Genomic DNA, 20,949 nt, shown 5'->3' with positions numbered 1-20,949 from the left:
ATGGCTGAGGCTCAACCGCTACCCGAGGCGCCCTGCGGCGCCGAGTATTTGCGCGCTGTATTGCGTTCACCGGTCTACGAAGTGGCTCTGGTTACGCCGCTGCAGAAGATGGAAAAAATCTCTGCGCGCCTGGGCAACACCATTCTGGTAAAGCGAGAAGATCGCCAGCCGGTGCACAGTTTTAAAGTGCGCGGTGCTTACGCGATGATCGCCGGACTTAATGAAGAGCAGAAAGCCCGCGGTGTCGTCACCGCGTCTGCCGGTAACCATGCTCAGGGCGTGGCGTTATCTGCCACGAAGCTAGGGATTAAGTCACTGATCGTGATGCCGCTGGCTACCGCCGACATTAAGGTGGATGCCGTACGCGCATTTGGTGGAGAAGCCTTCCTGTTTGGTGCAAACTTTGACGAAGCCAAAGCCAAAGCCATCGAGTTAGCGTCGCAACAGGGTTACACCTTTGTGCCACCCTTTGACCATCCGGCGGTTATCGCCGGGCAGGGCACGCTGGCAATGGAGCTGCTGCAGCAGGACGCCCATCTTGATCGGGTCTTTGTCCCGGTGGGCGGTGGCGGTCTGGCGGCCGGCGTGGCGGTCCTCATCAAGCAGCTGATGCCGCAAATTAAAGTGATTGCCGTAGAGTCCGAAGATTCAGCCTGCCTGAAGGCGGCGCTGGATGCCGGTGAGCCGGTAGACTTACCGCGCGTGGGATTATTTGCCGAAGGCGTGGCGGTAAAACGCATCGGTGATGAAACCTTCCGTCTGTGCCAGGAATACCTTGACGATATCGTCACCGTGGACAGCGATGCTATCTGCGCGGCAATGAAAGACCTGTTTGAAGATGTGCGGGCCGTGGCAGAGCCTTCAGGCGCGCTGGCGCTGGCGGGCATGAAGAAATACGTTCAGCAGCATGACATCAAAGGCGAGCGTCTGGCGCACGTCTTGTCAGGTGCTAACGTCAACTTCCACGGCTTGCGCTACGTATCTGAACGCTGCGAACTGGGAGAACAGCGCGAAGCGCTTCTGGCCGTCACCATCCCGGAACAACAGGGCAGCTTCCTCAAGTTCTGTCAGACGCTGGGCGGTCGCTCTATTACTGAGTTCAACTACCGCTATGCCGATACCGATAAGGCCTGCATTTTCGTTGGCGTGCGCCTGACTCGTGGGATGGAAGAACGCGCTGAGATCATCAGCCAGTTAACGGAAAACGGTTATCAGGTGGTTGATCTCTCTGATGATGAAATGGCAAAGCTGCATGTGCGTTACATGGTCGGTGGGCGTCCTTCCAAGCCGCTGCGTGAGCGTTTGTTCAGCTTTGAATTCCCGGAAGCGCCCGGCGCGTTACTCAAATTTCTGCAAACGCTGGGTACGCACTGGAATATCTCGTTGTTTCATTACCGTAGCCACGGCACCGATTATGGCCGGGTGCTAACGGCATTTGAGCTGGGTAACGATGAGCCGCGTTTTGAAGAGCACCTTACCGACCTGGGTTATGATTTCCATGACGAAACCCATAACCCGGCTTTCCGTTTTTTTCTGGCGGGTCAGTAATTACAGCAGATGCCAGAATGCATTAATCAGCGGCTCACCGAGCCGCTTTTTTTGTACACAAACGCCCAGCTCCAGCGGCGCGACCGACTCCACATTTTCCAGGGGCAGCACCCGGTTTCGTACTGGCTCAGGGCTGTTCTCCAGCACCACATCCGGCAGCAAGGCAATGCCACAGCCGAGCGCCACCATCGAAACGATCGCTTCATGGCCCGCTACCGTAGCGTAAATCAACGGGTTGACGATGCGGTGACGACGGAACCACAGATCAATAGCCCGACGAACGGGCCCCTGCTCGGGCAGAATAAACGGAATCTGTGACCAGTCAGGTGCGGCTTCTGTTGCCTGAGTGCGCACCGGGCACGGCAGTGCAGGCGCAATCAGGCCCAGCGGAAGCAGCCCCAGCGTGGTGAAGTCTATGCTGGCAGGCAGCGATTCAGGGCGGCCGGCGATAGCCAGATCCGCATTGCCGGACTGCACCGTTTCAATCGCATCCGCCGCATCCCCGGTGGTCAGTTTGATTTCAACCTGCGGATGTTCGGCGCGAAAACGGTCCAGAATAGGCGGAAGATGGCTGTATGCGGCAGTCACCGAGCAAAACAGCCGTAGTTCACCACTGAGTGAGGGGCCGTTGAGATCCATGGCATGGCGCAATTGCTGATACTGCAGTAAGGTTTGTTGTGCAAACAGTTTGAGTCTTTCGCCCGCTTCGGTGAGCGCCACAGTGCGGTTATCGCGCAGAAACAAGGCGTGACCGACATCTTCTTCCAGCCGTTGGATCTGACGCGACAGCGTGGAAGGACTGACATGCATAGCGCGTGCGGTGCGGCCAAAATGGCAGCTTTCTGCCAAATGAAGAAACAATTTGAGATCGCGTAGATCCATGTGAGTCTCACCTCAGGACGACATTGCAATTATTGCAATGTAACGTTGTTAATATATCAATTTAAGCAACAGAAATCCTGTCATATGATGGGGTCATTCGCGGCGCTGAACCTGATGCCGTCATCAAACAAAAGCAAACACAACATTTAACCGGAGTTCGCATGGCTAATTACTTCAACACATTGAATCTGCGCAACCAGTTGGCGCAACTGGGCAAGTGTCGTTTTATGGGACGTGACGAATTCGCGGACGGTGCCAGCTTCCTGAAAGGCAAGAAGATTGTCATCGTTGGCTGCGGTGCTCAGGGTCTGAACCAGGGCCTGAACATGCGCGATTCGGGTCTGGATGTGTCCTATACGCTGCGTGCAGAAGCCATTGCTGAAAAACGTGCCTCATTCCGTAAAGCAACAGAAAATGGTTTTAAAGTTGGTACTTACGAAGAACTGATTCCACAGGCCGATCTGGTGGTTAACCTGACGCCGGACAAACAGCACTCTGCGGTCGTGCAGGCTGTTCAGCCGCTGATGAAAGATGGCGCAGCACTGGGCTATTCACACGGTTTCAACATCGTGGAAGTGGGCGAAACGATTCGTAAAGACATCACCGTCGTGATGGTTGCACCGAAGTGTCCGGGCACCGAAGTACGTGAAGAATACAAACGCGGTTTTGGTGTCCCTACGCTGATCGCGGTTCACCCGGAAAACGATCCTAAAGGCGAGGGCATGGCCATCGCTAAAGCCTGGGCTTCTGCAACTGGCGGCGATCGTGCTGGCGTGCTGGAGTCGTCCTTTGTTGCCGAAGTTAAATCTGACCTGATGGGCGAGCAGACCATCCTGTGTGGCATGCTGCAGGCCGGTTCTCTGCTGTGCTTCGACAAGCTGGTGGCAGAAGGGCACGATGCGGCGTACACCGAAAAACTGATTCAGTTTGGCTGGGAAACCATCACCGAATCCCTGAAGTTTGGTGGTATCACACTGATGATGGATCGTCTGTCTAACCCGGCAAAACTGCGTGCTTACGCGCTGTCTGAACAGCTGAAAACCATCATGGCACCGCTGTTCCAGAAACATATGGATGACATCATTTCTGGCGAGTTCTCTTCCGGCATGATGGCTGACTGGGCTAACGACGATAAGAAACTGCTGACCTGGCGCGAAGAGACCGGCAAAACCGCGTTTGAAACCGCACCACAGTTCGACGGCAAAATCGAAGAGCAGGAGTACTATGACAAAGGTGTTGTTATGGTCGCGATGGTAAAAGCGGGCGTTGAGCTGGCGTTTGAAACCATGGTTGATGCAGGCATCATCGAAGAGTCCGCGTACTACGAATCACTGCACGAGCTGCCGCTGATTGCGAACACTATTGCGCGTAAGCGTCTGTACGAAATGAACGTGGTAATCTCAGACACCGCTGAATACGGCAACTACCTGTTCTCCTTCGCGGCGGTGCCATTGCTGAAAGAGTTCATGACCACGCTGCAGCCAGGCGATCTGGGCAAAGCGATTGAAGGCACTCAGGTTGATAACGCCCAGTTGCGCGATGTTAACGAAGCCGTGCGTCAGCATCCTATCGAGCAGGTTGGCCGCAAACTGCGTGGCTACATGACCGATATGAAACGTATCGCGGTTGCGGGCTAAATCAGAGCGACACCGTTTTCAGCAAAACGTTAGACGTGAAAAGGGCGCAGCCATCTGGCTGCGCCCTTTTTCATTTAGCAGGAAGATCCTGCCGCAATCACAGGCGGCAGCAGGCTTTTGTAACCGAAGCACTGTCGCCCAGCGATAATTAACATCACGCCTGTGCATAACGCTAACAGCAGAATGATGCTGATAATGTCCAGCGGCATAAAATGTGGGGACAGCAGTGATACCAACGCCCCACTGGCGGGTATGGAACACAGATTCATGAGGCCGATCAGTCCCAGCGTTTTCCCCAAATGCGCCTCGGGAATAATCTGGCTGCGTAACGTACGCAGATAAACGCTGAATGCCCCATCGAACGCCATCAATAACGCATAACCAATCAGATACATAGCGTAATCCATCGACTGTGACATAACGGCACCCGAAAGGATCATCGCACAAAACGAAAAGGTGCCGAGTGCGGATAAACCAAAACGGTGTGAAAAGCGTGGAATAAAGAAAAACATCACGATACTCACCCCCGCGGCGGCGGTTTGAAGCGCGCCAAAGTAATGGTCGGCAAGATGAAATTCTTTAAGGATGACAGCAGCACTGACTACCAGTGCCGAACCGTAAACCAGATTGACAACCCAGGTCAGGGCACACAAATGCAGCAGGATTTTATTTTCTCTGAGCACCCTTAACGCTGTGCGGTTCGATTGCAGTAAGGTGCGTAACCGCAGTTTATCGGTTACGTGGGGATCACGAGTTTTCAAAAAAAGAACGTTGATGGCTGACAGGAAAAACAGCGCGGCGGCAATACTAAGAATACCGCGAATACCGCCCCAGGCCGAGATAGCGACCGCCAGCGCCGGACCAAGTACCATCGTAACCTGATCGATCCCCTGTAACAGGGAATGGGCTTTGGGTAGCGCCTCGGCTGACACATGCCGCGGCAGCAGCGCATCTGCGGCGACAAAGCTTAATACATAAGCGACAGACAGTAAGCTCATCATACCGGCCAGGATGGCAAAGGTAGAGTCTGGAAAAACCGCTAAAAGCATAAAAGCCAAAATCATCAATGCCATACGGGCAATATCGACGTTAAAAAAGATAAAGCGCGGTTTCAGTCGATCGGCCAGAAAACCTGAGAGAGGGAAAAACAGGACGCGGGGAATCCACTCGACCACAAACGCCAGAGAAGAAAGCGTTAGCGAACCGGTGGTTTTCAAAATCGCCAAAGGCACAGCAAACAATAAAAACTGATCGCACAACGCACCGGTGAAGCGAGAAAATATAAAACGCTTTAAACTAAAATCAGACTTGTCCACCGCTGTCGCACTCCCTAATCGCATTCGCGCATACCATTGAACCAGAAGCACACGCTCTTACTTGCTTATATCACTACGGTTTTGTCGCGCAGAGGCGAAGCCGCCGTAATGGCATCGAATAATTGAATATCATACTTTACAGTGCTAGCCTGGCTAGACGTAACAGGCGCAAAAGAGTTGTGCGTGAAGAACATAAATGAATTAACAGACGTTCTCCCGGGGCTGGTGGTCTTTGTTCAGGTAGTCGACAGGGGGAGTTTTTCTTCGGCTGCAAGAGCGCTGTCCATGACGCCATCTTCAGTGAGCCGTATGATAGACAGGCTGGAAAAAAGGTTAAATGTCTTACTCTTTACCCGCTCGACGCGCGCGCTCGCTGTGACCGAGGCGGGACAAGAAATATATCACCAGGCTTTATCAGTTATCGCCGCAACTAAATCCCTGTTTTCCCAGGCAGACAGTTACAGTGACGCGCCTAAAGGATTGCTGCGTATTACCGCGCCCACAACGCTTGGGAAAATTTTACTGACTCCTTTTCTGCCCGGCTTTCTGCGGCGCTATGCTGAAATCAATATTGAATTAAATCTGACTGACCATCTGGTTAACCTGACACACGAGTCGTACGACCTGGCACTGCGCGTAACGGACACACCACCTGTTAATATGGTGGCGCGTGCATTAATGCCTGTTGATTATGTTTTAGTGTGTGCCGAGCACTATGATCAGAAACTGCCGGATATGCCGGGCGAGCTCAAACAGCATAATATTTTCTTCCCAGACGACGCACAGTTTCGCGGGGAATGGCGTTTCTGGTTAAACGACACGCTGGAGAGCGTCATGCTTACGCCCCGGCTGATGATAAACAACAGCGATGCCATGATCGATGCGATATTGCAGGGCGTGGGCATTGCGTTAATCCCCACCTTTATCGCGAATGGCTATTTGCTCAATGGGCAGTTACGTCGCGTGTTACCGGACTGGCGGATTGAAAATACGCTCTCAATGACCACCTACGCCATCACCTTACCTAACCGTCTGCTGCCGCTAAAAACCCGTGTGTTTATCGACGATTTTGTGGCCTGGCTGAAAGCGAAATAGCGTGACCTGAAACCCATAAAAAAACCCGGCCTGCGCCGGGTTTAATCAATGCTGGCGGAATTTACACTTCATACAGCGTTTGATGCCGCGTTTCTTTGCAGGCAATCAGCGCCAGCAGCGTCAGAAACGCCATCGAGGCCAGATACAAACCGACGGCATACAAGCCGTAATGCGCATTCAGCCAGGTGGCGATATAAGGCGCAACCGAGGCGCCCAGAATCGACGACAGGTTATAAGAGAAGGATGCACCGGTATAACGCACTTCTGTCGGGAACAGCTCAGGCAGCAGCGCCCCCATCGGGCCAAAGGTCAGTCCCATAATGCTCAAGCCCAGCAGCAGGAAAGCCATCACCAGCGCCTGTGAGCCCGATCCCAACATCACCGGGAACAGAAACGAAAAGCCAATAATCATCAGCGTAATGACGATCATGGTCTTACGACGACCAAAGCGATCGGCCAGCAAGCCCGCAATCGGCACCATCACGCCAAACCCAATGACCGCCATCATCAGCATCCACAGCATACTGTTACGTGAGATCCCCAGGCCGGCAGGCGCGGCGGCGGTACCGTAACTCATGGAGTACACGGTCATGATGTAAAACAGCGTATAGGTGGCAAGCATGATGAAGGTGCCAAGTATCGTTGCCGTCAGATGTTTACTCAGGAGCGAAGCAATCGGGACACGCACCTGCTTCTTCTCTTTCTGCACTTTGGCAAACACCGGGCTTTCATGCAGCGATACGCGCACATACAGACCAATCAACACCAGCACGGCAGACAGGACAAACGGCACGCGCCAGCCCCACTGCATAAACTGCTCGTCGGTCAGCAGCCATGAGAGCAACAGAAAGGTGCCATTGGCAAAGAAGAAGCCGATGGGCGCACCGAGCTGCGGGAAGGAGCCATATAGCGCACGCTTTTTGGCGGGGGCATTCTCGGTGGCCAGCAGGGCTGCACCGCCCCATTCACCGCCCAGACCTAAACCCTGACCAAAGCGCGCCAGCGCCAACAGCAGCGGTGCCAGTACGCCAATGCTCTGGTAGCTGGGCAACAAACCGATGACCACGGTAGAGATGCCCATGGTCAGCAGTGAGGCAACTAACGTAGCTTTGCGGCCTACGCGATCGCCAAAGTGACCAAACAGGGCAGAGCCGATTGGGCGTGCGATGAACGCGATAGCAAAGGTGGCCAGCGACTGGAGTGTGGCAACGGTGGCATCACCCTGAGGAAAGAAGATATGAGGAAAAACGATCACGGCAGCCGTGGCATAAATATAGAAATCGAAGAATTCGATAGCGGTGCCGACCAGCGAGGCGACCACCACTTTACTTCGTGAGTTGACTGGCGTGGGATCGTTTTGCTGATCAAGCGGTTCAGAGACAGAGGCTTGCATAAATGTTTCTTATTTTTAATGACAGATAGGGAATCTTACGCACCTGTATAACGGCATTCAATGGCTGAAAACCGCGTGGTCAGTGGTGTTGCGCCGTCAAAAGTGGAAAATTTTTGTCATGTGTTAAATGTTGGGGAATGGCAGCGTGAAGTGGCGCAAAAATGGCGAGATACTCTGAGAAAGCGCTGAAGAAAAGTGACCCCCCAGTTATTCATCCTGTAAATTGACGAATAAATAACCGGAGGGCGGTGTTTTTCGCTGGTTTAGCGCCGTGATTTTATTTGCTGGTGGTCAGAGAACCTTTTTCCGACATGCGCGGATCGTCTTTGTACTTCGCGGTGGCGATCCACGCAGCGCAAAACAGCGTCAGGCGCGCAAAGAAATAAAAGAAAGCCATTAACCCCAGCACCGATCCAAACGCAGCGCCCGACGGCGAGCTGGCCAGTTTTGGCAAGGTCAGCGTCATCACAAATTTAATCACTTCAAAACCCACTGCCGCCAGCAGGGTACCGCGTAGCAGCGCCTTCTTACGGGGTTTATGGCGAGGCAGAATCCAGAAAATCCACAGGAACAACAGATAGTTCGCCATGACAGAAATGGAGGTCGCAATAATGGTGAGCGCAGGACGTAACCACTCAATGCCATCCAGCCCTAACGCACTCACAATCATGGCCTGGGCGGAGCCCGCGACAGAGGTCAGTGACAAGGTAATCACCAGCGCCAGCATCAGGCCGGTCAGGGATAAGAAGTCGCGAATGTAGCGTTTCCAGAACTTTTCTTGATCGTCGGGCTGTCGCTCCCAGACATCACGCGACTGGGCGCGAATGGCCTCTCGCAAATTGCCCATCCAGTTCAGTCCCGAATAAAGCGCCAGCAGCAAACCGGTGATACCGACGGTAGCACGCTGCTGGATAGCCGTATTCACCGTATTTTTCAGCGTCGTTGCCAGGGCAGGATCGCTGATGCTGCTGACGATTTTGTTGATGATATCGGTCAGCAGATCCTGATTCGATGCCAGCACAAAACCCACGGCTGCAAAAGACACCATTAAAATCGGGATTAACGATAAAAAAGAAAAATAGGTAATGGCAGCGCCAAACTGGCTGCCGAGACGATCGTTAAACCGCTCAAGTGCGCGGATAAAATGGGCCACAGCGGGTATCGCCTGAAACCAGGTGGCAAAACGTGAAACGCGCACGATGGAACGATCGACGGACTTGTTGCCCGTTTTGATGTCGATCAGGGGTTTGGGGGACTTTGCGTCTTTTGCGTTATCCTGCTCGTCTGTCATAGACATTCACTTCCTGTTAAACGTAAAAAACACATTATAGCCTGTCAGGTGACATACTCTTGAAGCACCTGACTTAACCACTCCATAAATACCCGAACGCGCCGTGCCACATTACGACGATGGGGATAAAGTAAATGAATCGGCATCGGCCTGGCCGGGAAGGCATGAAGCACCTCCACCAACTCACCGCTTTCCAGATATTTATGAATACCCACGGTCGGCACCTGAATAATGCCCAGCCCTGCGAGGCAGGCCGCGCGATAGGTTTCGGTGCTGTTAACGGTGACGACACCGCCGGTGTGCACGTAGTGGCACTGCTTCCCATCGAAGTATTCAAAGCCCTGAGCAGGCTGACCAAGCTGCTGGCTGTAATGCACCATGGCATGCTGCGACAGCTCTTCAAGCCGAATCGGCCGGCCAAAACGCGAAAGGTAGCCAGGGCTGGCGCAGTTAATCAAGGTATGTGTACCGATTCGGCGGGCGATAAGCCCCGAATCTTTCAGCTCGCCAACGCGAATCACACAGTCAAACCCTTCGCGGATAACGTCCACCTGGCGATCGTTGCTGCTGAGTTCAATTTCTACGCCGGGATAGTGCTGAAGAAATTCCGGCAGGCGGGGCAGGATAAGGTCGGTCGCCATCGCTGTGGACATATCCACCCGCAGCTTGCCGCTTAAGGTGGCGGGATCGTGCTGGAACAGGCTGTCCATATCACCAATCATCGCCAGCAAATCAAGACAGCGGTCGTAATACACTAAACCATCCTGAGTCAGCTGCACCCGCCGGGTGGTTCGGTGAAGCAGGCGCGTGCCCATCTGATTTTCCAGCGCCTGAATTTGCCGCGATACGCTTCCCTTCGGGAGCCCAAGACTTTCTGCTGCTGCAGTAAAACTGCCCATCTCTGCAACTCTGACGAAAACCTGCATTGCGTGAATTTTATCCATATGGCCTGCCGATTGTTGTTGTAAGTGGAACAGTGCTGCACGTTCTCAGGCGTTTATAGAACAATTATTAACGAATATCCTCAACCTGTGTTCAATTTTGCAACAGGAAACCAACATGAGTCGTAAAATCGTCTTGATTACGGGGGCTAATCGCGGTTTAGGCCGGAATGCAGCGGTAAAACTGGCAGCTAAAGGCCGGGATATTATTTTTACTTACCGCACTCATCAACATGAAGCGCAGGACGTGATCAGGGAAATTGAACGCGCAGGCGGCCGCGCGGTGGCGCTACAGCTGGATGTGGGCGACCTGAGCCAGTTTGATCGTTTCATTTCTGAGGTGAAAAATGCACTGCAGCAGCACTGGCAGCGTGAGACGTTTGATTATTTAGTGAACAATGCCGGACAGGGTCACTATAAACTTTTTAGTGAAACCACCGAGTCTGAATTTGATGCGCTGATGAATGTGCATTTCAAGGGGCCTTACTTCCTGACCCAGAAACTGTTGCCAGCGATCGCAGACGGCGGGCGCATTCTGAATATCTCCAGCGGATTAACGCGCCTGACTTATCCCGGCTCAGGAACCTATGCGTCGATGAAAGGTGCGATGGAAGTGCTCACTCGCTATCAGGCCAAAGAGTTGGGCGAGCGACGCATTCGCGTGAATATTCTGGCTCCGGGCGCCATTGAGACCGATTTTGGCGGTGGGCGCGTGCGCGATGATAAAGCCGTTAATGACACCATCGCGGCCTTTACCGCCCTGGGCCGGGTTGGTCTGCCTGACGATATCGGCGATGCCGTTTGTGCCATTCTCAGTGATGAAACCGGCTGGATCACCGCGCAGCGTATCGAAGCATCGGGCGGTCAGGCGCTGTGAAAAAAGTATTTGATGCCTGAGCATAAGGTTGAAGTATGAAAATCGATAAACCCACTTTATCAAGGCCATTGTATTCATTTTAAGCCATTGATTAATAATATAAGTCAAACGTATTCCTTTGTTTACCTTTTAAGCTAAATCTTGAGTGAAAAAGGAATACGTAATATAATATTAAACTAGTGATGCTATCAGGGGGATGTATGAACATTAGAGATCGTATCATTCAAAAAATTGACAGGTCGCCCGATGATGTTTTTTTACGTGATGAGTTTTCTACCCTTGGCGGACATTCACAAGTAAATAAGTTCTTGAATGAATTGGTGAGAATGGATGTTTTACATCGTCCAGGGAAAGGCATTTATGCTAAAAAGAATGCACTTAAAAAAAATGATAGCAATCGCCTTATTGAGTTGTTGAATACCATATTTAAGAAGCTCAGTATTCCTGTTAGTGACATTCAAATAAAAAAACAAAGTGGTGAGCGTTTCTTTTTGGTTAATCCGGTTTTGAATAATGTTTCACGAAAAATAGAGGTTGATGGAATACCTGTAAAATATAAGAAAACGAGTCAGGATCGATCTAGAAAGCTTTATGATGAGGTGCTTTTAAGTGTGGATGTTGATCTACTCCCTACGGTCAATGTTAAGCATTTTATTGAAAAGCTTGCCGTCAAATATCATATTAAACCTATCAGTAGTGGATTAGATGGTTTTGCTGAAACTATTACCAGACTCGCAGGAGATGATATAAAGCTGGATGTTATGGAAAAGACTCTAGTTAGTTTGAAAAAGAATAATTACATAACGGGGCCACAGATGGCTCGTCTTTTGACAAATTATCTCAAGGAAGAATAATATGTTTGATCCTTTTGGTGACTTCGAAACGGCAGGTTATCTTCGTAATGTCGAACGCATTAAAGATATAGACATTCTTAAACGTCAGGAGCATATTTTTTTTGAAGCAAATATTGAAGATGCAATGCGCTATCTGCAGTCAAAAAAAAGACTGATTACTTATCAGGATTTTTTGCATGTTCACCATATTCTTTTTGGCGATTTTTACCCATGGGCAGGTAAAGATCGGTTAAGACTCGGCGTAGGACGTCTGATAAGCAAGGGCAAGGTTGTACAATTTGAAGCATCTGAATTATGCCAAAAAGCGGTAGAATGGGGATTATCTATTGCTAATAAGCCTGCGCTACTTCGTCAGCAACCGGGGAAGGTCATGGGTATTTTTGCTTGGGGTCATCCTTTTCTTGACGGTAACGGCCGTACGATGTTGTTAATTCATACGGAATTGTGCCGCCGTGCTGGATTCCTTATTAAATGGCATGCGACAAATAAAAACGATTATTTGAATGCGCTTACCTCTGAACTGAATGAGCCTCAGCATAGCCCCTTAGACAATTATCTAAAACCCCTGATAAGCGAATTAGAACACTCGGATTTGCTGGAGTACTTGAAAAGCATCCCAGGCCTGGATGGAAGTGTAACGATAGACATCCAGGATATTGCTTATAAAGAAAATGATCATGTTGCTCAAAAAGTCTATGAGGACGTCAAACAGAGAAGAAATGATTTTTACTCCTGAATGTGCCTTAATAAAATTTATTCAAAGCAGGGGGCGACGATCAACTGCCGCCCAATGCCACCCTCTACGAATGTGTAGTTACAACTGAATCGTGCCTTCTATCACCGTCACGGTTTTGCCACCGATCCAGATCGTATCGCCCTGATATTCCACCGTCACGCGTCCCTCTCGGTTTACCCGGGTGCCCTGACGGACGCGGTAATCTTGCGTCTTGCCCTGAGCAGCGAAGTAGCGTGCCAGGCAGGCATTGGCGCTGCCGGTGATCGGGTCTTCGGTCAGGCTTCCGTGCTCAATCAGCAAACCACGAACCTCATAGTGCTCAGCTTCCCCTGCAGGCAGCGGACCAAATGGCATGATGCCGCTCACGTTAGCGTGATGGATGAGTCGCTGCAAATCGGCAATATCAGGCGTAATCGACAGGACTGCCTCTGCACTGACCATGGGGATCAGCAGCCAGCGAATGCCCATATCAACCACGACGGCCTCCTGGGCTGTATCGACGGCGTTACTGTTGAGTGCCGCACTAATGAGTGCATCATGGAAAGGCGTTAAGGTGGCCGTCGGGGCGGCAAAGGCCAGGGTGGTATCGTCGGCAATTTTTATCTTCACGTTGCCCACGCCGCATTCCTGAATAATCACCCCCGGCGTTTTTGTCTGGAAGCCCGCTTCCAGTAAAGCATGAGCGGTACCGAGCGTGGGATGACCGGCAAAAGGCAGCTCGCCCTCAACGGTGAAGATACGCACGCGGTAATCAGCCTGATTATCCTGCGGCGGCAGGACAAAGGTGGTTTCCGATAAGTTGGTCCAGCGTGCGATGGCCGCCATCTGGCTGTCGTCCAGGCCTTGTGCATCCATGATGACCGCCAGTGGATTACCGTTAAACGCGGTCGAGGTAAACACATCCACTTGTTTAAACGCAACGTTCATTGTCACTCCTTTTGAATAAGGTAAAGATGTTTTTTCTTGCCCGGGCAATTGCTTATGTCAGTTAACAGGGCTATGAATAAGTTAAGCAACTGGATGGAGCCTGCTATGTTAAAAATTCTTGGACGCGCCTCCTCAATCAACGTGCGCAAAGTACTCTGGCTGTGTGACGAACTGGACCTGCTCTACGAACGTGAAGAGTGGGGGGAAGGGTACAAATCCACGCACTCTCCCGAATTTATCGCGCTGAATCCCAATGCCATGATCCCGGTATTGATTGATCAAGACCTGATTATGTGGGAATCCAATGCCATCCTGCGCTATCTGGCGACCGCCTACGGTGGCGACTGGCTCTATCCCGACAATCCGCGTTCACGTGCGCCAGTGGATCAGTGGATGGACTGGCAATCGACAGAACTTAACACCTCATGGCGCTATGCGTTCATGTCGCTGGTGCGCAATTCACCGGCCCATCAGGACCCAAGGCTGTTGGCCGCTGCCTGCAAAGGCTGGTCCCACACCATGGGTATTCTCAATCAGCAGCTCGAACATACCGGTCGCTATGTTGCCGGACGGAACTTCAGTCTGGCGGATATACCGATTGGTCTGGCCGTCAACCGCTGGTTCGAAACGCCGCTTGATCATCCAGACCTGCCTGCCGTGCGCACCTATTACGAACGCCTGACCGAGCGCCATGGCTATACCATCTGGGGACGTAACGGCACGCCCTGATCCTGACCCGGCGGCAGGCCCGCGAGTTCGCAGGCCACCTTTCCGGCCCGGATGATGGCGCGAACGTAGCGCTGATCAAACGGATAACAGCATGAAAGGCGCAATGCATGGTTATAGCGCTCGCTCAGCGAATACAGCGCGCCGGGCGTAACGCAAATCTGCTCTTTCAACAGACGGGAAAACATCTCCGTCGTATCCACCTTGCCGGGCAGTTCGACCCAAAATACAAAGCCACCGCGCGGTAATGTGGCCTGGGTGCCCTGAGGGAAATGCTGCGCAATCAAGCCGCGCGCCTCATCCAGATTGCTGGCATAGCTGCGGCGCAGGCTGCGCAGATGATGGTCATAGCCCCCGTTGGCAAGGAACTCCGCCAGCGTTTCCGACAGCAGCGCCGATTCCGCCATCGATGACACGGCTTTCAGGCGTGCAATGGCATCGTGAAAGCGTCCGGCTGCAATCCAGCCGACGCGAAAATCGGGCGCCACGGTTTTGGTAAAGCTGGTGCAGTAGAGCACCCAGCCATGCTGATCGAACGACTTAACTGCAGGAGAGAGCGGCCAGTCAAACTGCAACTCATCATAAAGACCGTCTTCAATCAGTGGTACTTGGTAAGTATTCACTAACTTCGCGAGCCTTTTCTTGTTGGGCAATGACATACAAAATCCCAGCGGATTTTGCGCCGAAGGCATGGCGACCAGCGCCTGAAGACGGTTTTCCTGAAGCAGCATCTCAAGCGCGTCCAGTGACAGACCGCGCTGGGGATCGGTAGGAATTTCCAGCGCCTTCAGACCCAGGGACGCCAGCAGGGGAAACAGAAAGAAATAGGTAGGGGATTCCAGTCCGACGCAATCGCCTGGCTTCGTTACCGCCCTGAGTGCCAGTTGTAGCGCTTCCATACAGCCATGGGTGAGGGTGATATCGTCGGCGGTAAGCGATTGCCCGGCATGCAATGCACGACGCGCAATCTCCTCCCGTAAGCGCTCACTACCGGGCGGAAGCGCGTAGCGTCCAATAAGGTGTGGATCACGCCGCAGTAAAGATGCCGTAATGCGCGCCAGTCTGGCTGACGGAAACAGATCGCTGTCCTGCGGGCAGGCCAGCGATATATTGGTGTAATCAGGGTGATTTTGCGCGGCGAACACCTTATCAATCAAATCCAGCTTTTCATTACTGGGATCGCGGACCACCCGGGCAGAGTGCTGTGCATTTCGCGTCACCATCGGCAGCACGCCGCGCACGTAGTAGCCCGATTGCGGGCGCGCCTCAATCAGCCCACGGTTTTCCAGCAGTTGCCAGGCATTCAGTACGGTATTCACGCTCACCTGATGTGACTGTGCGACGCGCCGGATGGCGGGCAAACGCTTTCCCGGTTTTAATGTGCCTTTATGAATCGCCTCGGCAAAGCTGTCGGCCAACTGCTGGTAGAGCGTTTGATCGGATGGGGTTTCAGGGGACACAATTGCCTCCGGGCGCGACAGGTACAGTTGAAATCAGTTGTGATTGTACCCATCAAAATAGCGATTTCTTGTCTCTGTTACCATAACTTTTCTCATCGTAGCATGAGGGTTCTCTCGATTATCAGGAACGCCACTATGCTCGATCCCTCATTCTTCAGTTATGTCACCGTGATGTCGATTACACCGGGGCCGAATAACCTGTTGCTTGCCACGTCGGGTGTCAATTTTGGTATGCGCCGTACGCTACCGATGGTGTTTGGCATTCTGATCGGCTGTGCGCTGCAAACCGCGATTGCAGGGCTGGCGCTGGAACTTCTGCTGCACTGGATGGCCTCTGTGCGTTTGCCGCTGACGCTGGTGGGATGTGGTTATCTGCTATGGCTCTCCTGGAAAATATTCCGGGCGAATGCACCCGAAGCCCGGGTAAAGCCGCAGCCCATGACCTTAGTGGGCGGTGCCTGTTTTCAGGCTATCAATCCCAAAGCCTGGTTAATGGCCAGCAACGTGGCACTGCTGTACAGCGCCAGCAGTGGCGTGCTGACCGTGATGGGCGCTTTCATGCTGCTGAATCTGCCGTGCATTTTATTATGGGCCGCACTGGGTGACCGCCTGCGCGGTCACCTGCAAATTCACTGGAAACGTCAGTTGTTTAACAGCCTGATGGCACTGTCGCTGGTGGCAACCACGATCTGGATGTTGGTTGATGCCTTCAGGACCTTTTAATCCGGTGCGCCTGACGCGGTCGCTGAGGGCCACTTCCAGTTCTGTACTTCCGGGACATCTTCGCCATGAATCCGCACGTAGCGATGATGCCCGGCGAGTCGCTGCTCCAGGTCGTCGAGCAGCTCAGGGTGACGTTCGGCAAGCCCCGGGACGTGACGAATAGCGGCTTGGGCAAGATGATAGCGATCCAGCTCGTTAAGCACCGTCATATCGAAAGGTGTGGTCGTCGTGCCCTCTTCATTAAAGCCATGCACATGGAAATTACGATGGTTATTGCGCTGACAGGTCAGGCGATGAATCAAGCTGGGGTAACCGTGAAAGGCAAAAATCACGGGCTTGTCGGCGGTAAACAGTGCGTCGAAGTCCTCTTCTGACTTACCGTGCGGATGTTGTTTCTGGGTTTGCAGTGCCAGCAGGTCCACCACGTTTACCACCCGAATGCGCAGGTCAGGCAGGAAGGTGCGCAGTAAATCTACCGCCGCCAGGGTTTCCATGGTGGGGACATCGCCCGCACAGGCCATGACCACATCCGGCTCTGCGTTCTCGGGGGTTGTTCCGGCCCAGCGCCATTCACCCATCCCGGCCTCACAATGGGTGATGGCGCTGTCCATATCCAGCCACTGAGGCGAAGGCTGCTTGCCTGCCACAATCACGTTGATGCGGTCCCAGGTGCGCAGGCAGTGATCGCCCACCCACAGCAAGGTGTTGGCATCGGGTGGCAGGTAGATACGCACAATATCGGCTTTTTTATTGGCAACGTGGTCAATAAACCCCGGGTCCTGATGGCTGTAACCATTGTGATCCTGACGCCAGACATGGGAAGAGAGCAGATAGTTAAGGGAAGAAATGGGCTTACGCCAGCCCAGTTTGCGCGTCACCTTCAACCATTTGGCATGCTGGTTGAACATGGAGTCAATAATGTGGATAAAGGCCTCGTAGCAGTTAAATAAACCGTGCCTGCCCGTAAGCAGATAGCCTTCCAGCCAGCCCTGACACTGATGCTCACTCAGAATCTCCATCACTCGCCCATCAGCAGCTAACTGCTCGTCGTAAGGCTCAATGGTTTCGAGCCAGGTGCGGCTGGTGGTCTCAAAGACCGGTGTCAGCCGGTTAGAGGCCGTTTCATCCGGGCCAAACAGCCGAAAATTATCCTGGTTGCGCTGGAATATGACGTTAAGGTAGCGGCCAAACTGTTCTGTCGCCTGTCCTGCCTGTCCTGCCTGTGAGCCGGGCTGCTGCGTGTCGAAGGCAAATTCGCGAATGTCGGGCGTGGCAAGCTCACGGCGCAGTAAGCCGCCGTTTGCGAACGGGGACGCGCCCATGCGTTTTTCACCCTGAGGGGCCAGCGCCTGCAGTTCCGGCATCAGGCGTCCCTGTTCGTCAAACAGGTCTTCCGGGTGATAGCTGCGCATCCAGTTTTCCAGGATGTCCCGATGACCGTCATCTTCCCGACAGGCGGCAACCGGCACCTGATGTGCCCGCCAGAAATCTTCCACCTTCTTGCCGTCGACCGTTTTGGGGCCGGTCCAGCCTTTGGGACTGCGCAGAATAATCATCGGCCAGTGGGGAATCGCCTGCGTCGGCGAACCGCTGCGTGCCGCCTGTTGAAACGCCGCAATCTCAGAAAATGCGCGATCCAGCGTGTCGGCCATCAGCTTGTGCATTGTCTCGGGTTCATGACCGCAGACAAACAGGGGCTCATAGCCGTAGCCCCGAAACAGCTGGCGTAGGTCGTCGTCACTGGCGCGGCCCAGAATGGTCGGGTTGGCAATCTTATAGCCATTCAGGTGTAAGATTGGCAGCACGGCGCCGTCCCGTTGCGGGTTCAGAAATTTAATACCGTGCCAGCTGGAAGCCAGCGGACCGGTCTCTGCTTCGCCGTCGCCAATCACGCAGGGCGCAATCAGATCGGGATGATCAAAGACTGCACCAAACGCATGTGACAGGGAGTAGCCCAGTTCACCCCCTTCATTAATCGAGCCCGGGGTTTCTGGCGCGGCATGGCTGGGGATGCCACCCGGAAAGGAAAACTGTTTAAACAGTTTCTGCATGCCCGCGGCATCCTGACTGATATGCGGATAGATTTCGCTGTAGCTGCCTTCGAGCCAGGTGTTCGCCACCATGCCCGGACCGCCATGACCGGGGCCACAGATATAGATCAGGTTTAGATCGCGCTGACGAATGATGCGGTTTAAATGGGCATAGATAAAATTAAGCCCGGGCGTTGTGCCCCAGTGCCCCAGTAAACGCGGTTTAATATGCTGTGGTGTTAACGGCTCGCGTAATAATGGATTATCCATTAAATAAATCTGCCCGACAGACAAATAGTTAGCGGCGCGCCAGTAGCGGTCAAGCAAGGCGAGTTCGTGTTCAGTGTTCGGTTGGGCCATGACATGTCCTCCTGCATTAAGGCAGATTTAACCCTAATAGAGAATGTGGCAGTCAACCAGGCAAGCGGTAAACAAAAAGGCCTCGCAGTGCGAGGCCTTCTGTATCAAGGGCGGCTTATTTGCCGATAACAAAGGCGGTTTCACGGCCCTCATCGTTTGCGGCCACTGGCGTAACCGGCGTGTACTCAAGCTGCAGGATGCGGCTGGTTTCTGCCAGCACTTTTTCGGTCAGGGCCACATCACCATTCAGCCTGCGTCCCCAGGACGGCACCACGGCACGAATTTTATTTTGCCACTCCGGCGAAGCCATCTGCTCTGGATACACCTTATGCAGCAACTCCAGCATAATAGGTGCCGCAGTGGAGGCACCTGGCGAAGCACCCAGCAACGCAGAGACTGAGCCGTCTTCGGATGACACCACTTCCGTACCTAAACGCAGCACCGCGCCTTCTTTCTCATCTTTCTTGATGATCTGTACGCGCTGTCCGGCCGTCACCAGGCGCCAGTCTTCCTGTTTCGCCTGCGGCACATAAGCACGTAGCGCATCCATACGATCACGGTCACTTTGCAGTACCTGATCCATCAGATATTTCACCAGGTCAAAGCTTTTCAGCCCGACTTTAATCATCGGCATCACGTTGGTGCTGTTGAGCGAGGCAAACATATCCAGCAGCGAGCCCTGCTTCAGGAATTTGGTCGAGAAGGTCGCAAAAGGACCAAACAGCAGAACCTGCTTGCCGTTCAGCACGCGCGTATCGACGTGAGGCACAGACATCGGTGGTGCGCCCACGCTGGCTTTGCCGTACACCTTCGCCATGTGCTGTTTCACGACCTCGGGATTCTCGGTGACCAGGAAGGAACCGCCGACCGGGAAGCCCGCGTAACCGTTGGCCTCCGGAATACCGGCCTTCTGCAGCAGCGGCAGCGCCGCCCCGCCTGCGCCAATAAAAATCTTACCGGCCGTCAACGTGCGGCGCGTCCCGTCCGTCAGGCAGACAAGCGTCACCTGCCAACGACCATCGTTAAGGCGAGTGATTTCGCGGACTTCCTGATTCATGCGCAAACGGAAGTTGGCTTTTTTCTCCAGTGAGCTAATCAGCTGGCGCGTCACTTCACCAAAATCCACGTCGGTGCCCATGTCTGTCCAGGTCGCCGCCACTTTTTGACTGTCGGCCCGGCCTTTCATCACCAGTGGAATCCACTGCGCGATTTGCTGCGGATCTTCAGAGTAAGCCATGCCACGGAATAGCGTGCTTTTCTGTAAGGCATTAAAGCGCTTACGCAGAAACGCCACGTTGTCATCGCCCCAGACAAAGCTCATATGTGGCGTGCTGTGAATAAAGCTTTTTGGTGTGTGCAGATTGCCTTTCTGAACGTGGTAAGCCCAGAACTGACGGGAGATTTGGAATGACTCATTGATCGCCACCGCTTTCGCGATATCGATACTGCCATCGGCTTTCTGCGGCGTATAGTTCAACTCGGCCAGCGCCGCATGGCCTGTACCTGCATTGTTCCAGCCATTTGAGGACTCTTCGGCGACATGCCCCAACCGCTCCACCATTTCAATGGACCAGTCTGGTTCAAGATCCTGAAGCCAGGTTCCTAACGTAGCACTCATGACGCCTGCGCCAATAAGCAGTACATCAACGTCTTTACGCTCCTGCGCCCTGGTGGTGTCCTTTCCGCTAACACTCATTGTGAGCGCAAGATTTACAGCTGATTTGCACATGAGGCGACATCTCCTCTTCTGTTGACCTGAAGCTCAACAGTGTTGCAGGCGAAATAGTCACGCTTCTGATGAGCGCGTTGCGCTACTTCCGGGTTAAGACTCAGGTATGGGTTAAAGCGACGATAACGAGTTAACTGAACGTTATGCTTTGTTGCTCAAATATAACATTCTCGCATCCGATTTAAACATTTGTTTATTTTTTAAATGCAGAAATGATTCAGCATAAGAAATAATCATAATGGCAAGTCCGCCATAAGTGATTTTTCCTTGTAGATTAGCAGGTTAAATAAAATGAGATGTTGCGGGATTGCTTTGTAATGGTGCAGGCTGAAAATGTCACATGGCGGAAGGAATAATTTAAATTAATGAAAAATAGACTTTATTTAATTTTATTCCTGTCGATGAATTTGTACTTGCAGGCAAA

At 52.8% G+C, this 20,949-nt stretch carries 17 protein-coding genes; 8 read left to right on the top strand and 9 right to left on the bottom strand.

Translation table 11 applies throughout. The annotated features are described in order from the left end of the window. Positions 1–1,548: a threonine ammonia-lyase, biosynthetic gene (gene ilvA, locus A6A26_RS04445; protein WP_063877646.1), complete on the top strand. Its 1,548-nt coding sequence runs from the start codon at positions 1–3 to the stop codon at positions 1,546–1,548. On the opposite strand, the gene ilvY is transcribed toward ilvA, so the two are convergent. After that, positions 1,549–2,430 carry an HTH-type transcriptional activator IlvY gene (gene ilvY, locus A6A26_RS04440; protein ID WP_063877645.1) on the bottom strand — a complete coding sequence of 294 codons (882 nt, stop codon included), beginning with the start codon at positions 2,428–2,430 and terminating at the stop codon, positions 1,549–1,551. Positions 2,431–2,591: 161 nt separating this feature from the next. Between ilvY and ilvC the strand changes: the two genes are divergently transcribed. Continuing rightward, positions 2,592–4,067, top strand: a complete 1,476-nt coding sequence (gene ilvC / locus A6A26_RS04435) for a ketol-acid reductoisomerase (RefSeq protein WP_063877644.1) — start codon at positions 2,592–2,594, stop codon at positions 4,065–4,067. A 74-nt stretch (positions 4,068–4,141) separates the two neighbouring features. Here ilvC and A6A26_RS04430 read toward each other — a convergent pair whose 3' ends face one another. Then, positions 4,142–5,407, bottom strand: coding sequence for an MFS transporter (locus A6A26_RS04430; protein ID WP_063877643.1), 1,266 nt, complete (start codon positions 5,405–5,407; stop codon positions 4,142–4,144). Positions 5,408–5,524: 117 nt separating this feature from the next. Between A6A26_RS04430 and A6A26_RS04425 the strand changes: the two genes are divergently transcribed. Next, a complete protein-coding gene (locus A6A26_RS04425) occupies positions 5,525–6,478 on the top strand; it encodes a LysR family transcriptional regulator (RefSeq protein WP_371558873.1) in 954 nt (317 codons plus the stop codon). Between the two features lie 61 nt (positions 6,479–6,539). Here A6A26_RS04425 and A6A26_RS04420 read toward each other — a convergent pair whose 3' ends face one another. The 3 genes from A6A26_RS04420 to A6A26_RS04410 form a co-directional block, all read right to left on the bottom strand. After that, the gene (locus A6A26_RS04420) at positions 6,540–7,871 is read right to left on the bottom strand and encodes an MFS transporter (RefSeq protein WP_063877642.1); all 1,332 of its coding nucleotides are present in this window, start codon (positions 7,869–7,871) and stop codon (positions 6,540–6,542) included. Between the two features lie 277 nt (positions 7,872–8,148). Further along, positions 8,149–9,168: an inner membrane protein YhjD gene (gene yhjD, locus A6A26_RS04415; RefSeq protein WP_172823883.1), complete on the bottom strand. Its 1,020-nt coding sequence runs from the start codon at positions 9,166–9,168 to the stop codon at positions 8,149–8,151. Between the two features lie 38 nt (positions 9,169–9,206). Continuing rightward, on the bottom strand, positions 9,207–10,106 hold the full coding sequence (locus A6A26_RS04410) for a LysR family transcriptional regulator (RefSeq protein WP_063877640.1): 900 nt from the start codon (positions 10,104–10,106) through the stop codon (positions 9,207–9,209). A gap of 115 nt (positions 10,107–10,221) precedes the next feature. On the opposite strand from A6A26_RS04410, the gene A6A26_RS04405 reads away from it, so the two are divergent. The 3 genes from A6A26_RS04405 to A6A26_RS04395 all read left to right on the top strand — a co-directional run bounded on the left by A6A26_RS04405 (position 10,222) and on the right by A6A26_RS04395 (position 12,570). Then, positions 10,222–10,980, top strand: a complete 759-nt coding sequence (locus A6A26_RS04405; RefSeq protein WP_063877639.1) for an SDR family NAD(P)-dependent oxidoreductase — start codon at positions 10,222–10,224, stop codon at positions 10,978–10,980. Positions 10,981–11,180: 200 nt separating this feature from the next. Next, positions 11,181–11,834, top strand: a complete 654-nt coding sequence (locus A6A26_RS25190; protein ID WP_082875152.1) for a hypothetical protein — start codon at positions 11,181–11,183, stop codon at positions 11,832–11,834. A gap of 1 nt (position 11,835) precedes the next feature. Continuing rightward, entirely contained in the window at positions 11,836–12,570 is a 735-nt protein-coding gene (locus A6A26_RS04395; protein ID WP_063877638.1) for a Fic/DOC family protein, read from the top strand. Between the two features lie 78 nt (positions 12,571–12,648). On the opposite strand, the gene A6A26_RS04390 is transcribed toward A6A26_RS04395, so the two are convergent. Further along, positions 12,649–13,497: a PhzF family phenazine biosynthesis protein gene (locus tag A6A26_RS04390; RefSeq protein ID WP_063877637.1), complete on the bottom strand. Its 849-nt coding sequence runs from the start codon at positions 13,495–13,497 to the stop codon at positions 12,649–12,651. Positions 13,498–13,602: 105 nt separating this feature from the next. On the opposite strand from A6A26_RS04390, the gene A6A26_RS04385 reads away from it, so the two are divergent. Beyond that, positions 13,603–14,226: a glutathione S-transferase family protein gene (locus A6A26_RS04385; protein WP_063877636.1), complete on the top strand. Its 624-nt coding sequence runs from the start codon at positions 13,603–13,605 to the stop codon at positions 14,224–14,226. Here the strand turns inward: A6A26_RS04385 and A6A26_RS04380 are convergent. Then, complete coding sequence (locus A6A26_RS04380) at positions 14,193–15,683, bottom strand: aminotransferase-like domain-containing protein (RefSeq protein WP_063877635.1); 1,491 nt, start codon at positions 15,681–15,683, stop codon at positions 14,193–14,195. The genes A6A26_RS04385 and A6A26_RS04380 overlap by 34 nt on opposite strands. A 135-nt stretch (positions 15,684–15,818) precedes the next feature. On the opposite strand from A6A26_RS04380, the gene A6A26_RS04375 reads away from it, so the two are divergent. Further along, the gene (locus tag A6A26_RS04375) at positions 15,819–16,406 is read left to right on the top strand and encodes a LysE family translocator (protein WP_063877634.1); all 588 of its coding nucleotides are present in this window, start codon (positions 15,819–15,821) and stop codon (positions 16,404–16,406) included. Here A6A26_RS04375 and A6A26_RS04370 read toward each other — a convergent pair. Beyond that, positions 16,403–18,796, bottom strand: coding sequence for a phosphoketolase family protein (locus A6A26_RS04370; protein WP_063877633.1), 2,394 nt, complete (start codon positions 18,794–18,796; stop codon positions 16,403–16,405). The genes A6A26_RS04375 and A6A26_RS04370 overlap by 4 nt on opposite strands. Before the next feature lie 115 nt (positions 18,797–18,911). Then, positions 18,912–20,525, bottom strand: coding sequence for a malate dehydrogenase (quinone) (gene mqo / locus A6A26_RS04365; RefSeq protein ID WP_063877632.1), 1,614 nt, complete (start codon positions 20,523–20,525; stop codon positions 18,912–18,914). Positions 20,526–20,949 lie beyond the last annotated feature (424 nt).

The organism is Pantoea sp. OXWO6B1 (assembly GCF_001641135.1).
GTDB classification, from domain to species: Bacteria; Pseudomonadota; Gammaproteobacteria; order Enterobacterales; family Enterobacteriaceae; genus Pantoea; species Pantoea allii.
The sequence above is the reverse complement of the archived record's forward strand: the minus strand, read 5'-3'. Positions and strand labels throughout refer to the sequence as shown.

Excerpts from the sequence above, each read along its gene's own strand:
- ilvA (WP_063877646.1), top strand. The coding sequence starts at position 1 with ATGGCTGAGGCTCAACCGCTACCCGAGGCGCCCTGCGGCGCCGAGTAT.
- ilvY (WP_063877645.1), bottom strand. The coding sequence starts at position 2,430 with ATGGATCTACGCGATCTCAAATTGTTTCTTCATTTGGCAGAAAGCTGC.
- ilvC (WP_063877644.1), top strand. The coding sequence starts at position 2,592 with ATGGCTAATTACTTCAACACATTGAATCTGCGCAACCAGTTGGCGCAA.
- A6A26_RS04430 (WP_063877643.1), bottom strand. The coding sequence starts at position 5,407 with ATGCGATTAGGGAGTGCGACAGCGGTGGACAAGTCTGATTTTAGTTTA.
- A6A26_RS04420 (WP_063877642.1), bottom strand. The coding sequence starts at position 7,871 with ATGCAAGCCTCTGTCTCTGAACCGCTTGATCAGCAAAACGATCCCACG.
- yhjD (WP_172823883.1), bottom strand. The coding sequence starts at position 9,168 with ATGTCTATGACAGACGAGCAGGATAACGCAAAAGACGCAAAGTCCCCC.
- A6A26_RS04410 (WP_063877640.1), bottom strand. The coding sequence starts at position 10,106 with ATGGATAAAATTCACGCAATGCAGGTTTTCGTCAGAGTTGCAGAGATG.
- A6A26_RS04405 (WP_063877639.1), top strand. The coding sequence starts at position 10,222 with ATGAGTCGTAAAATCGTCTTGATTACGGGGGCTAATCGCGGTTTAGGC.
- A6A26_RS25190 (WP_082875152.1), top strand. The coding sequence starts at position 11,181 with ATGAACATTAGAGATCGTATCATTCAAAAAATTGACAGGTCGCCCGAT.
- A6A26_RS04395 (WP_063877638.1), top strand. The coding sequence starts at position 11,836 with ATGTTTGATCCTTTTGGTGACTTCGAAACGGCAGGTTATCTTCGTAAT.
- A6A26_RS04390 (WP_063877637.1), bottom strand. The coding sequence starts at position 13,497 with ATGAACGTTGCGTTTAAACAAGTGGATGTGTTTACCTCGACCGCGTTT.
- A6A26_RS04385 (WP_063877636.1), top strand. The coding sequence starts at position 13,603 with ATGTTAAAAATTCTTGGACGCGCCTCCTCAATCAACGTGCGCAAAGTA.
- A6A26_RS04375 (WP_063877634.1), top strand. The coding sequence starts at position 15,819 with ATGCTCGATCCCTCATTCTTCAGTTATGTCACCGTGATGTCGATTACA.
- A6A26_RS04370 (WP_063877633.1), bottom strand. The coding sequence starts at position 18,796 with ATGGCCCAACCGAACACTGAACACGAACTCGCCTTGCTTGACCGCTAC.
- mqo (WP_063877632.1), bottom strand. The coding sequence starts at position 20,525 with ATGTGCAAATCAGCTGTAAATCTTGCGCTCACAATGAGTGTTAGCGGA.